15 protein-coding genes are annotated in these 12,179 nt (G+C 70.7%); 7 read left to right on the forward strand and 8 right to left on the reverse strand.

Features of this window, described 5'->3' with window-relative positions; all coding sequences use genetic code 11:
- Positions 1-12 precede the first annotated feature (12 nt).
- Positions 13-381, reverse strand: coding sequence for an STAS domain-containing protein (locus ACZ4VW_RS08380; RefSeq protein WP_467959834.1), 369 nt, complete (start codon positions 379-381; stop codon positions 13-15).
- Positions 382-618: 237 nt separating this feature from the next.
- A complete protein-coding gene (locus tag ACZ4VW_RS08385; RefSeq protein WP_467960831.1) occupies positions 619-795 on the reverse strand; it encodes a hypothetical protein in 177 nt (58 codons plus the stop codon).
- Positions 796-1,127: 332 nt separating this feature from the next.
- Between ACZ4VW_RS08385 and ACZ4VW_RS08390 the strand changes: the two genes are divergently transcribed.
- Together ACZ4VW_RS08390 and ACZ4VW_RS08395 are read left to right on the forward strand one after the other, a co-directional pair.
- Positions 1,128-1,355: a DUF5133 domain-containing protein gene (locus tag ACZ4VW_RS08390; protein WP_467959836.1), complete on the forward strand. Its 228-nt coding sequence runs from the start codon at positions 1,128-1,130 to the stop codon at positions 1,353-1,355.
- 278 nt (positions 1,356-1,633) lie between these two features.
- A complete protein-coding gene (locus tag ACZ4VW_RS08395; protein ID WP_467959838.1) occupies positions 1,634-1,981 on the forward strand; it encodes an ATP-binding protein in 348 nt (115 codons plus the stop codon).
- Positions 1,982-2,087: 106 nt separating this feature from the next.
- Here ACZ4VW_RS08395 and ACZ4VW_RS08400 read toward each other — a convergent pair whose 3' ends face one another.
- Positions 2,088-2,249 (reverse strand): DUF5670 family protein, encoded by a 162-nt coding sequence (locus ACZ4VW_RS08400; protein ID WP_355114277.1) that lies wholly within the window; start codon positions 2,247-2,249, stop codon positions 2,088-2,090.
- A 167-nt stretch (positions 2,250-2,416) separates the two neighbouring features.
- Between ACZ4VW_RS08400 and ACZ4VW_RS08405 the strand changes: the two genes are divergently transcribed.
- The gene (locus ACZ4VW_RS08405) at positions 2,417-2,590 is read left to right on the forward strand and encodes a CsbD family protein (RefSeq protein WP_467959841.1); all 174 of its coding nucleotides are present in this window, start codon (positions 2,417-2,419) and stop codon (positions 2,588-2,590) included.
- 91 nt (positions 2,591-2,681) lie between these two features.
- Here ACZ4VW_RS08405 and xdhC read toward each other — a convergent pair whose 3' ends face one another.
- Genes xdhC through ACZ4VW_RS08420 form a run of 3 tightly spaced genes read right to left on the reverse strand, consistent with a single transcriptional unit; the run spans position 2,682 to position 7,475 of the window.
- Positions 2,682-3,491: a xanthine dehydrogenase accessory protein XdhC gene (gene xdhC / locus ACZ4VW_RS08410; RefSeq protein ID WP_467959843.1), complete on the reverse strand. Its 810-nt coding sequence runs from the start codon at positions 3,489-3,491 to the stop codon at positions 2,682-2,684.
- Between the two features lies 1 nt (position 3,492).
- The gene (gene xdhB, locus ACZ4VW_RS08415; RefSeq protein ID WP_467959845.1) at positions 3,493-5,943 is read right to left on the reverse strand and encodes a xanthine dehydrogenase molybdopterin binding subunit; all 2,451 of its coding nucleotides are present in this window, start codon (positions 5,941-5,943) and stop codon (positions 3,493-3,495) included.
- Positions 5,940-7,475: a xanthine dehydrogenase small subunit gene (locus ACZ4VW_RS08420; protein WP_467959847.1), complete on the reverse strand. Its 1,536-nt coding sequence runs from the start codon at positions 7,473-7,475 to the stop codon at positions 5,940-5,942. The genes xdhB and ACZ4VW_RS08420 overlap by 4 nt, the downstream gene beginning before the upstream one ends.
- 475 nt (positions 7,476-7,950) lie before the next feature.
- Here ACZ4VW_RS08420 and ACZ4VW_RS08425 point away from each other — a divergent pair, with 475 nt between their 5' ends.
- Together ACZ4VW_RS08425 and ACZ4VW_RS08430 are read left to right on the forward strand one after the other, a co-directional pair.
- Positions 7,951-8,580 carry an alpha-ketoglutarate-dependent dioxygenase AlkB gene (locus ACZ4VW_RS08425; protein WP_467959849.1) on the forward strand — a complete coding sequence of 210 codons (630 nt, stop codon included), beginning with the start codon at positions 7,951-7,953 and terminating at the stop codon, positions 8,578-8,580.
- A 178-nt stretch (positions 8,581-8,758) separates the two neighbouring features.
- Entirely contained in the window at positions 8,759-9,058 is a 300-nt protein-coding gene (locus ACZ4VW_RS08430; protein WP_467959850.1) for a hypothetical protein, read from the forward strand.
- 104 nt (positions 9,059-9,162) lie between these two features.
- Here the strand turns inward: ACZ4VW_RS08430 and ACZ4VW_RS08435 are convergent, their stop codons facing one another.
- Complete coding sequence (locus ACZ4VW_RS08435) at positions 9,163-10,002, reverse strand: isocitrate lyase/PEP mutase family protein (protein WP_467959851.1); 840 nt, start codon at positions 10,000-10,002, stop codon at positions 9,163-9,165.
- A 123-nt stretch (positions 10,003-10,125) separates the two neighbouring features.
- On the reverse strand, positions 10,126-10,623 hold the full coding sequence (locus tag ACZ4VW_RS08440; RefSeq protein WP_467959853.1) for a MarR family winged helix-turn-helix transcriptional regulator: 498 nt from the start codon (positions 10,621-10,623) through the stop codon (positions 10,126-10,128).
- A 105-nt stretch (positions 10,624-10,728) separates the two neighbouring features.
- Between ACZ4VW_RS08440 and ACZ4VW_RS08445 the strand changes: the two genes are divergently transcribed.
- Both ACZ4VW_RS08445 and ACZ4VW_RS08450 read left to right on the forward strand, forming a co-directional pair.
- Positions 10,729-11,286, forward strand: coding sequence for a quercetin 2,3-dioxygenase (locus ACZ4VW_RS08445; protein ID WP_467959855.1), 558 nt, complete (start codon positions 10,729-10,731; stop codon positions 11,284-11,286).
- Positions 11,283-12,176, forward strand: coding sequence for an alpha/beta hydrolase fold domain-containing protein (locus ACZ4VW_RS08450; protein WP_467959857.1), 894 nt, complete (start codon positions 11,283-11,285; stop codon positions 12,174-12,176). The genes ACZ4VW_RS08445 and ACZ4VW_RS08450 overlap by 4 nt, the downstream gene beginning before the upstream one ends.
- Positions 12,177-12,179 lie beyond the last annotated feature (3 nt).

A 12,179-nucleotide genomic window follows, 5' to 3' on the forward strand; every position in this document is an offset into this window, starting at 1 on the left:
ACCTTCTGTCGTCTAACCCGTGTGGCCCGCCGCCACGAGCGCCTCCGCCACATCGGCGTGCAGGGGCGTCGTCATCGTCAGACCGGTGATCTCCAGAATGCGTCGCACGGCCGGGGTCGGCGCGACGAGGTGGAGGTCTCCCCCGGCCTGTCGCGCGTCCCGCGCCGCCCTGATCAGGATGTTCAGGCCGGACGAGTCCATGAAGCCCAGCGAAGAGAGATCGAGAACGAGGTGACGACGGCCGTACCGGAACTGGTCGGCCAGATGGTGATGGAGCAGAGCGGCGGTCTCTATGTCGAGTTCGCCGCTGACGGACACCACCGCCGTGTCGGCGGCGCGGACCTCCACGTCGACGTCCAGGTTCACTTCTCTACGCGGCATACTCCCTGCTTTCTCCGTGTGCGTGGGTGGCGGGACATTCGGTCGGGCATGCGGTCAGGTCACCCGGACGGCGAGCAGGCATGTGTTGTCGGCGGTGTCTGCTTTGCTGAGCCACAGCTTCGGGTCCGGGCGCCGTTCGAGGCTCTCGGCCGGCGCCGGGGCCCGTGGCCGTGGCCGGCAGGGTGACGCGGTCGTGCGTGGAGGTGACCCGTCGTTCGACGAGACCTCCGGCGTACATCAGCACCGCGTCGTCCGCCTCCGGCCTGATCTCCGCTCCTCGGGCAGACGGGTGCCGAAGTCTCCGTCCCGCACGGCCGTGCGGCCGGCCAGGAGCTGTCGCAGTTCAGGCTCTCCCACCGCGGCCGGCCCGGGCCGCCGCGCCGCCGCGGAGCCCTCGATCGTCGTCTCGGACATGACCATCCCCCTTCGCTCGCCAGGCACCCGCCGAGGGGCTGAGCGCAGCCACGGCCCCTGGTCGGGCCGCCGCCCCTCCCGTACGACTCCGGGCCTCGTCCGTTGCCGTACGGCAATAAAGACGACACTACTCCCCCGTGATCGACACGAGGAGAACGGGAGGGAACGAAGCGGCCGGAACGAATCGATCCGGAGGGCCTCCGGGCCTGACCCGGACTCCGGGAGCGGTGCACATGGTCCCGCCTCTCCGGTCCGCATACAACCCGGAAGGGGGGGGTACGCGGCGCATCGAGCCGGGCGGTCGGCGCCCTGACGTCGAGGGGAGACCCACTGTGTTGATGGCCCATCCCGCGGTCCTGAGCAACCTCATCGAGCAGTACGAGACGCTGAGGGTGCTGCACGCGGAGAACGGAAGCGCGGAGGTACGGCGGCGCATGGAGGACATCGCGTACACGCTGTGCATCTCCACCGGCACGCGGGACGTGGACGCGGCATTGATCGCCGCCCGCCATCGCCTGCCCGGCGCGCGCCCCGAGGACGACTCGGTCCTGATGGCCTGAATCGGCACCTTGAACCCGGCACGGCCCCCTCCAGGGGCGTGCCGGGTTCCGTCGTTCCCGGGCCGGGTGACCCGCGCCTACCGCAATCCTCCTCGAAGGAGCAAATTCTGACGTGCCGTCCGAAGTGTCCCGGCGGCCACGACGGGCAGGCGAGAGAGGAACACACACTCGACCATCGGGAGAAATGGGGAACCATGATGCGGCCCCCGGGCAAAGCATGGTCCCGCACATCCACACACCCGCGTCCTCATGGACGCCGCGCGGGGGACGGCCGCGGGGTGCGCACGTGCACCCAGGCCCGCGAGTTCACCCGACGAAGGCTCGCCGGCACCCGCTCCACGGACGAGTCACGGATCGATGATCTCGTGCTCGTCGTCTCGGAGCTGGTGACCAACGCCCAGCGGCATGCCGGCGGCGTCACCGACTTCCGGCTCCACGTCGAGGGCGACAGCGCGACGGTGTCCGTCACCGATGCCAGCAGCGACGTGCCGTCGTACCGGCGCGACGACGAACTGACCGCCGGAGGCTTCGGCTGGGCCATCGTGCTGCGGCTGTGCCGTGAGGTGGCCGTCTCGGTCGGCCCGGACGGCAAGACGATCCGCGCCGTCGTGCCCCTCGAACGATGAACCGCGTCACACGCCGCGGTCCACGCGAACGGAGGTGTGGGCGCCACCCCTCGATCAGGGGTGGCGCCCACACCTCCGCACGCGTCGCTCCGGCGACCGGCGAGGTCTACCAGCGATACCAGCGGCCTGTGCCGCCCTTCGGCCGGGCCACGAAGCCCAGCAGCCAGACGACGAGCACGATCACGGCGATCCACCAGAGCGCCTTCACCGCGAAACCGGCGCCGAAGAGAATCAGCGCGAGAAGCAGAACCAACAGAAGGGGAACCATTCTTATCAACCTCCGAAGCGCCGTGTACCCCGCCCCCACTCCTCCATTCGCACACGTGGACGCTTTCCTGGTTCCCTGTTCCCTCCTCAGAAAGGGGTTTGGGAAAGCGATTCAGGGTCAGGCGTTCTGTCGTCAGGCATGATCTATCGCGCAAGGAGTGATCAGCTGTGTCCGGTGAGCAGAAGATGAAGGCCAAGGGCGAGCAGGCCAAGGGCAAGCTCAAGGAAGCAGCGGGGCGCGCCACGGGCGACGAGGCCATGGAGGCCGAGGGCAAGGCCGAACAGGTCAGGGGTGACGCGCGGGCCGCCAAGGAGAAGACCAAGGACACCTTCAAGCACTGACGTCCCGTACAGAAAAGGGGCGGCTCCGGGATTTTTCCGGAGCCGCCCCTTTTCCTGGATCGAAACCCTCCGTCTCGATCTCTCCGGAGCGTCAGTTCTTCTCGTTCTCGAACGTGCGCAGCAGATCGGCGGCGACGCTCACGGCAATGGTCGCGGGTTCCTTGCCGGTGATGTCGGCCAGCCCGATCGGAGTTCTGATCCGATCGACGGCGCCCTCGTCGTGTCCGCCCTCGGTGACGAGGCGTTTGCGGAAGCGCGTCCACTTGGCCGCCGAACCGATCAGCCCGACGGAGCCGAGACGGGGCGTGCGCAGGGCGGCGTCGCACAGGGCGGCGTCCTCGGCGTGATCATGGGTCATGATCAGGACGTGGGCGCCGGGCGGCAACTCCTCCAGCACCTCCTCCGGCAACAGTGGCGTGTGATGGACACGCACCTGCGCCACGGCGTCCGCCAGCACGTCGAGCCGCTCCTCGGCGAGGACGTCGGAACGGGAGTCGACCAGATGGAGGTCGAGGTCCTGACGGGCCAGGATGCGCGCCAGTTCCAGCCCGACGTGCCCGACGCCGAAGATCGCCACCGCGCGTACGACCGGCAGCGGTTCGAGCAGGACCGAGACCGTGCCGCCGCAGCACTGCACGCCGTGCCGGTTGGTCACCTTGTCGTTCAGGGCGAAATCGATCAGCTCCGGCTCGGGTGCGGACGCGTCGATCATCTCCCGGGCCCGGTCGATCGCGACGGCCTCCACGTTGCCACCGCCGATCGAGCCCCACGTCCGGGTCCGGCCCACGACGAGTTTCGCGCCGGCGTCGCGCGGGGCATGGCCCCGCACGGTCGCGACGGTCACCAGCACGCCGGGCTCCCGGCGTGCTCGCAGCCGCGCGACCGCACCGATCCACGTCATGTCAGGCACTGCTCAAGGCTTGGGCGTCGGGGCGGGTCGCGCCGCTCGTGCTTTTTGCGCCGTTCATGCGGTTAGTCATGTTCATTCCGTTCGTGCTGTCGACGAGGGCGCCGTCGGGGGAGGCATCGCCCCGCCGGGCCGCCTCGATCGCCCAGTACACCGCCTCCGGCGTCGCGGGCGAGGCCAACTCGACGCTGATCCCGCCCGGTCCGAACGCTGCGGCGGCCTGCCGCAGCGCTTCCCGCACCGAGAACGCCAGCATGAGCGGAGGCTCGCCCACGGCCTTGGAGCCGTATACCGCGCCCTCCTCGGTGGCGTGCTCCAGGAGCGTGACGTGGAACTCCTCGGGCATCTCCGAGAAGCTGGGCAGCTTGTAGGTGCTCGCGGCCTGGGTCAGCAGCCGGCCGCGGTGCGGCCCGTCACCGGCGTCCCACCGCATGTCCTCCAGGGTCAGCCACCCCGCGCCCTGCACGAAGCCGCCCTCGACCTGGCCGATGTCGATCATCGGGGACAGGCTGTCGCCGACGTCGTGCACGATGTCCACCCGCCGGATGCGGTAGGCGCCGGTGAAGCCGTCCACCTCCACCTCGGCCGCCGCGGCTCCGTGGGCGAAGTACTTGAACGGCGAGCCCCTGAACGTCTTCGCGTCCCAGTGCAGACCCTCGGTCCGGTAGAAACCGGCCGCCGACAGCTGAACCCGCTGCAGGTAAGCCGTGCGTACCAGGTCGTCCCAGGCCAGCTCCTTGTCGCTGCCCAGCGAGCGGGCGACGCCCTCGACGATGCGTACGTCGGAGGCGTTCGAACCGAGCTGGCTGGCGGCCACGTGCAGGAGCCGCTCGCGCAACTGCTCGCAGGCGTTCTTCACCGCCGCGCCGTTGAGGTCGGCCCCGGCACTCGCGGCGGTGGCGGAGGTGTTGGGCACCTTGTCGGTACGGGTCGGGGCCAGCCGCACCTTGTGCAGCGGGATGCCCAACGTGGTCGCGGCCACCTGCAGCATCTTGGTGTGCAGCCCCTGACCCATCTCGGTGCCGCCGTGGTTGATCAGGACCGAGCCGTCCTTGTAGATCAGCACCAGCGCGCCGCCCTGGTTGAAGGCGGTGAGGTTGAACGAGATGCCGAACTTGAGGCCGGTGAGCGCGAGAGCACGCTTGGTGTGCGGGTGCGCCGCGTTGAAGGCGGCGATCTCGCGCCGGCGATCGGCGATCCCGGCCTTCTCCTTGACCTGCTCCCAGACGGCGGAGATCCGTTCGGGCTGGAGGACCGGCTGTCCGTACGGAGTCGACTGGCCGTGCCGGTAGAAGTTGCGCTCCCGCAGCTCCATCGGATCGAGGCCGAGCAGGGGCGCGCACCGGCCCATGATGTCCTCGATCACCAGCATCCCCTGCGGTCCGCCGAAGCCGCGGAAGGCGGTGTTGGAGACCTTGTTGGTCCTGGCGACGCGCCCGGCGATGCGGGCGTTGGGGATCCAGTAGGTGTTGTCGATGTGGCACAACGCGCGGGCCACCACGGGCTCGGACAGGTCCAGGCTCCAGCCGCCGTCGGCGGTGAGGGTGGCGTCCAGGGCCTGGATGCGGCCGTCGGCGTCGAAGCCGATCTTCCACTGGGCGTGGAACCCGTGCCGCTTGCCGGACATGGTCAGGTCCTGGGTCCGGTTGAGCCGCACCCGTACCGGCCGACCGGTCAGCTTGGCGCCGAGCGCGGCGACGGCCGCGAACCCGTGCGGCTGCATCTCCTTGCCGCCGAAGCCGCCGCCCATCCGCAGGCACTGCACGGTCACCTCGTGGCTGTGCAGTCCGAGGACGTGGGCGACGATCTCCTGGGTCTCGGACGGATGCTGGGTGCTGCTCTGGACGAACACCTGCTCGGCTTCGTCGATATGGGCCAGCGCCGCGTGCGTCTCGAGGTAGAAGTGCTCCTGGTCGGAGAACTGGAACTCGCCGGTGAAGACGTGCGCGGAGTCGGCGAACCCGGCGTCGATGTCACCGGTCAGCATCACGGGCCGGGCGCCGTGGAAGCTGTCGGCCTCGATCGCCTCCCGCAGCGTGATGAGGGAGGGCCGTTCGTCGAGTTCCACCTCGACGGCCGCCGCACCGAGGCGGGCCGCCTCCAGGGTCTCGCCGAGGACCCAGGCGACCGCGTGGCCGTAGAACATGACCTCGTCGGGGAACAGCGGTTCGTCGTGCTTCATCCCGGCGTCGTTGACGCCGGGCACGTCGGCACCGGTCAGCACGCGGACCACGCCGGGCACGGCGAGCGCGGGCTCGGTGCGCAGCGCGGTGATCCTGCCGTGGGCCTTCATGACCTGGACCGGGTAGGCGTGCAGCACGTCCTTGGTGCGATGGACCAGGTCGTCGGTGTAGAGCGCGGTGCCGGTGACGTGGAGGGTGGCGCTCTCGTGCGGCAACGAGAGGCCGACAACGGGCTTTTCGGGGCGTTCGGACAGATGACTCATGACGACACCGCCTCGGTGGTTCGCGCGTACAGCTTCAGCAGGCTCTGGCCGAGCATCGCGGAGCGATACGCGGCGCTGGCGCGGTGATCGTTCATCGGCGTGCCCTCGGCCCGCAGGATCAGGGCCGCCGCCTCGGCGGTCCGGGCCGTCCACGGCTTGCCCTCCAGGGCCGCCTCGGTGGCGAGGGCACGGATCGGGGTGGCGGCCACGCCGCCCAGGCCGATGCGTGCCGTGCGGACGATCCCGTCCTCGACGTCGAGCGCGAAGGCGACCGCGACGCTGGAGATGTCGTCGAAGCGCCGCTTGGCGATCTTGTGGAAGGCGGTGACCGGCGACAGCGGCAGCGGGACGCGCACCGCGCGGATCAGCTCACCGGGACGGCGCACGCTCTGCCGGTAGCCGGTGAAGTAGTCCGCCAGCGGGACCTCGCGTTCCCCGTCGGCATCGGCGAGAAGCACCGACGCCTCAAGGGCGAGCAGGACGGGTGGGCTGTCACCGATGGGGGATCCGGTACCCAGGTTTCCGCCGAGGGTCGCGCTGTTGCGGATGAGCCGGGAGGCGAACTGCGGGAAGAGTTCGGCGAGGAGCGGGACGGCGCCGTCGAGGCGGCGTTCGATCTCGGTGAGCGTCAGCGCCGCCCCGATCTCGACGGAGTCGGGTGCGAGGCGCAGTTCCCGCAGTTCGGGCAGGCGGTCGACGGCGACCACGCAGTCCGCCCGCCGGGCGCGGATGTTCACCTCGACGCCCCAGTCGGTGGAGCCGGCGACCACCACGGCGTCGGGCCGCTCGCGCAGCAGCCGCAGCGTCTCGGCGAGCGTGCTCTTCCGCAGGAACGCGCTGCCGCCCTGGGTGTAGGCGGTGGCGACCGGCGCGGGCGGGGACTGTTCGCGTCGCTGTGCCAGCGGATCCTCGTCGGCGGGTGCCCCGACGGCGAACGCGGCGTCGCGGATGGGGCGGTAGCCGGTGCAGCGGCACAGGTTCCCGCTCAGCGCGTGCAGATCGAAGCCGTTCGGCCCGTGCTCGGCATCCGTGGCGCCGGTGTCGGTTTCGGTTTCGGTATCGGTTTCGGTTTCGGTTTCGGCCGAACAGGGCTCCGTGCCGGAGCTGTTGACGGAAGCGGCGTGCGCGCAGCGATCGGGCCGGTAGTACTCCGCGGCCATGCTGCAGACGAAGCCCGGTGTGCAGTAACCGCATTGGGAGCCGCCGCGGACGGCCATCTCCTCCTGCACCGGGTGCAGGGCGGGCGGCGTGCCGGGTTCGCCGGCGGTGGCGAGTCCTTCGGAGGTGATGACCTCCTGACCGTCGAGCGCCGCGACCGGGACCAGGCAGGCGTTGACCGCGACCCAGTCGGTGGGCTTGTTCACCCCAGGACGGGCCACCAGGACCGAACAGGCGCCGCACTCACCCTCGGCGCAGCCCTCCTTGGTGCCGGTGAGGCCGCGCTCGCGCAGGAAATCCAGCGCTGTGGTGTGGGGCGCAGCCGGTGCGATCGGTGTTTCTTTCCCGTTGACCGTGATCCGCGCCGCTACCACGTCGGACCTTCGCTTCCGTGCGGGATAGGTCGGTTCATCATGTTCGCCAATTTCAGGCAGCTTTCTGTGATCAGGGGCGCCACAGCGCAGGGTGGGGCGCGAAGCGGCACGCGAGAGCGACGTGCCGCGAGAGGGTGGAGGAAAAGCGGGAATGTGCCACGGAGGGGCACATCAGAACGGCGTGATCAGCAGCCGTGCGCGATACGACCGGGAACCCAGACCGTGCTGTGGGCGAGGCGACTCAGGTCGGAGCTGGTGTTCATCCGCCGGTCGCCTCCTCACGGTCTTCATGGGTCGATGGTGACATCGCAAATTAGTGGCTGCCGCCACAGAGGTCAAGGGGGCGGCTCCGGCCTCCGGATCACCGAGCGGGCGCGAGTCGAGCCACCCCCGCTCCGCCCGCTCCGCCCTGGGGGCGGCCTGTCCCGCGCAAACAATCGCTCACGTGTTCGCTTTCACTGGGTACGCTGGTTCCATGCACGCACATCTCCAGGCCTCGCTCTTCGACCAGGGCGACGACATGCGGCTCGGGCCCCTGCACGACGTACGCAGGCGTGAGCTGGACAGCGGCGCCTGGGTCGACCTGCTCCCGGGCTGGCTGACCGGGGCCGACGCACTGTTCGAGGAACTGGCCGCCGGGGTGCCCTGGAGGGCCGAGCGTCGCCAGATGTACGAGCGGGAGGTCGACGTACCGCGCCTGCTCGCCCACTACCGGGAGGGCGATCCCCTGCCGCATCCGGTACTGGAGGAGGCCCGGTCCGCCCTGAGCGCGTACTACGCGCCGGAGCTGGGCGAGCCCTTCGTCACGGCCGGCCTCTGCCTGTACCGCGACGGCCGTGACAGCGTGGCGTGGCACGGCGACCGCACGGGGCGCTCCGCGACGCGGGACACCATGGTCGCCATCCTCTCCGTGGGCGACCCCCGCGACCTGGCGCTGCGCCCGCGCGGCGGTGGGGCGGCGGCCCTGCGCCTGGCGCTGGGCCACGGCGACCTGGTGGTGATGGGCGGCTCGTGTCAACGCACGTGGGAGCACGCGATCCCCAAGTCCACCCGCGCGGTCGGCCCGCGGATCAGCATCCAGTTCCGCCCCCGGGGCGTCTCCTGACGTCGCCCCGCCGACGCTGAGCGCCCGCCCGATGCGCCGTTTCCGCCGGGAGCCGACCGGCGAGGGCACCGAGTGGTCGCCTCCTGGGGAAGGAGGGAGGCTGGTGGTACGGGCGATCCGGGTGTGAACGGTGTGCCGCACGGAACGCCGGCCTGGTACCGGGAAAGAGGCAGCGATCATGCGCATGTTGCTGAAGGTCCAGATGGACACCCAGATCTCCAACGAGGCCATCAAGCAGGGCACGCTGCAGAAGACGATGGAGAGCGCCCTGGAGGCGATCCAGCCGGAGGCCGCGTACTTCACCACCGAGGACGGCTGCCGGACGGCGTACCTCTTCTTCGACCTGGCCGACCCGTCCCAGATGCCCAAGACGGCGGAGCCCTTCTTCCTCCACCTGGGCGCGAAGATCACCTACACACCGGTGATGAACCGCGAGGACCTGGGAAAGGGCCTGGCAGCCCTGTCCTCCCAGGGCTGACGTCCACCGGGCCTTCCCGCGGCCCCTCCAGCGGCCCTTCCACCGCGCCGGACCGGACGGCACCGGAGGACACCGGACGCGCTCCCGGTCACGAGTTCGTCGCGCTACCGGCTGCCGCGCAGGTTCGACTCCAGGAGCGCCGTGGACTCGCGCACGCCCACGGAGGCCGGGCCCGCCGGCTCCGCGAGCCGGCCGTCCGCCGCCTTCAGGCCGGCGAGTGCCCTGTCGATCGCCTCATGGGCGGCGAAGAGGCAGGGGGTGCTGTAGATGGCCACGGCGACGCCCAGCTCGGCCAGTTCGGAGAGCGACAGCCTCGGCGACTTCCCGCCGCCGATCTGATTGAACAACAGCGGCACGTCGCCGACCGCGTCACGGACCCGGCGGATCGCGTCGACGCTGCGCACTCCGTCCACCAGGACGACATCGGCACCGCTCTTGGCCAGAGCCTCCGCCCTGCGCAGGATCTCGGCCTCCTCCACGGCGTCCGTGCGGGCGACCACGACCATGTCGCCACGGTCGTCGAGCACCCTGCGCAGCTTGTCGAGGTACGTCTCCAGGGGCAGGATCCGCTTGCCGTCGGCGTGCCCGCACCTGCGCGGCCGCTGCTGGTCCTCGAGGATCACCCCGGACGCCCCGGCCCGGTCCAGCCGGCGCACGACATGGCACGCCACCTCGGGATCGGCGTACCCGTCGTCGATGTCGACCAACAGATGGTGGCGGGGGAAGGCGTGCCGCAGCCGCTCGGCGAAGGCGACGACGTCCGGCCAGGCGATGAACCCGATGTCCGGCAGACCGTAGTGGGACGCGGCGAATCCGAAGCCGGAGAGGAAGAACCCGTCGTAGTGCCGGGCCACGAGCGAGGCGGAGTACATGTCGTAGACACCGATCAAGGGCGTCGTCCCGGCCCCGGCGATCTCGTCGCGCAGCTTGTGCCCATGACGCATTGCCACTCCAGGGGAGTTGAGCGGCGGCGTGGTGACCACCGTTGCCAATGGTTCTTCGGCACAAGCTTCGCAGGGACCCCGAGACGCACACAAAGCGCCGATCACCCGAACGAACCAGCAGATTCAGGCCGCTCCGTCACCGAGCCGTCCGGGGGTGCGCCGGGGAGCGGGGGCGCGGCCGTCGGGGGTCGGGGCGGGCGGCCGCCCCCAGGGAGCTTCCAGCGTCGTCCGCAGGGCGTCGACCGCCTCCTGGCCGATCCTCTCGGCCAGCTGCTCCTCCAGCCGTTCGAGGATGACGACCGTCTGGCGGTGGGCGCGTTCGCCGTCACCGGTGCGGCGGATCAGCCGTCGGCGCGCGGAGGCGGGGTCCGGGGCCTGCTCGAGCAGGCCGGCGGTGATCAGCCCGTGCACGGCCTGATGCGCCGTCTGCCGCGTGACCCCCATGCGCCGGGCCAGTTCGGACACCGTCGTGCCACCGTCGTCGAGTACGGCGAACAGCTGCGCCTGCGTCGGTGTCACCGGCACGGCCCCGGCCGCCGCGAGAGCCGCCAGCAGCCCTTCCTCGAACCAGCGTCGGGCGTCGCCCAGCAACTGGGGCAGGTTGCGGCGGTTCGGCTGCATGGGTTCCTCACGAGGGGGCCGGTTTCGTGTCCAGCACTTGATGCGGGACAGCCTCTCATGTCAGGCTGCCTGACATTCTGATGGAGGTCGATCCGAGGAGAAGCCATGACCATCGAGTACGCCACCCGCTACCGGCGGGCCTCACACATCCCCCCGGAGCCGGGAAAGCCGTACTTCATCGAGAAGGGCGACGGCGACCGGGCCCACCTCTTCGGCGACCTGATCACCGTCTACGCCGGCGGCGAGCAGACCGAGAACACCTTCAATTTCTTCACCGTCGAGGGCCCCAAGGGCGACCTCATCCCCGCCCACCTGCACACCGACACCCACGAGGTCTTCTACGTCACCCAGGGCGCGGTCCGGCTGTTCGTCGAGGACACCGAGGGCGACCAGCAGGAGAAGCTGCTCACCCCGGGCGACTTCGGCTTCGTTCCCAAGAACTGCCGCCACGCCTACCGCATGGAGCGCCACCACAGTCAGATCGTCGGCGTCGCCGCCGGGCCCGGCGGCACCTTCGAGCGGTTCTTCGAGAACCTGGGCTCGCCAACGGAGCGGCACGGCCTGCCGGAGGCGCCCGTCGTCCCGGAGCCCGCCGGGTTCGCGACCGTACCGGAGCGGTTCGACGTCCGTTTCCTGCCCGGTCACCAGTGGCGTACCCGATGACGGCGACCGGCCCCTCCGTGCGGGAGCTGATCGCCGCACCCCACCCCGACGTCGCCCCCCTGCCGCCGGCCGCGGTACACGACAACGGCGTACGCGTGCTGCGCGGCGTGCCCTATGCCGACGTCGAGGGCAGCCGTCCGCTCGAACTCGACCTGTGGCTGCCCCCGGCCGGGCGGCCCGAACCCGGTCCCTCCCCTCTGGTGCTGTTCGTGCACGGCGGAGCCTGGCGACGAGGACGGCGCGACGACATGGGGATGCGTACGCGCCACTGGGCACCCGGGCCGTTCGCCCGCGCCGCGGCCGCCGGGACCGCCGTCGCCTGCGTCGACTACCGGCTCAGCGGCGAGGCCACGTTCCCCGCGCCGTTGGACGATCTGCGCGCCGCGGTGCGCTGGCTCACGCTCCGCTCCGCCGAACTCGCCGTCGACACCGGACGTACGGTGGTGTGGGGAGAGTCGGCGGGCGGACACCTCGCCTCCCTCCTCGCCCTGACCCACGCGGAGCCGCGGCTGCTCGGTGCGGTGATCTGGTACGCGCCGAGCGACCTCACCGTCGCACGGGGCGGCTTCCGTCCCGACGACGCCACCACCCCTGAGGCGCTGCTGCTCGGCGCGGCCCCCGCCACCGCTCCGGAGCGCGCCCGCGCCGCCAGTCCCCTGCTCCGGGTCCATCCGGGCGCGCCACCGTTCCTGCTCGTCCACGGCGACGCGGACACGATGGTGGAGCACGCGCACAGCGCGTCACTCGCCGCGGCGCTGAAGAGGTCCGGAACCCCGGTCGACCTGTGGAGCGTGCCCGGCGCCGACCACGGCTGGCACGGGTCGGCCGACCCCCAGGTGGACGAGATCTTCACCCGCTCCCTCGCCTTCGCCCGCCGCCTGCAGAGCTGACAC

The sequence above is a fragment of the Streptomyces sp. NPDC029139 genome, assembly GCF_055564335.1.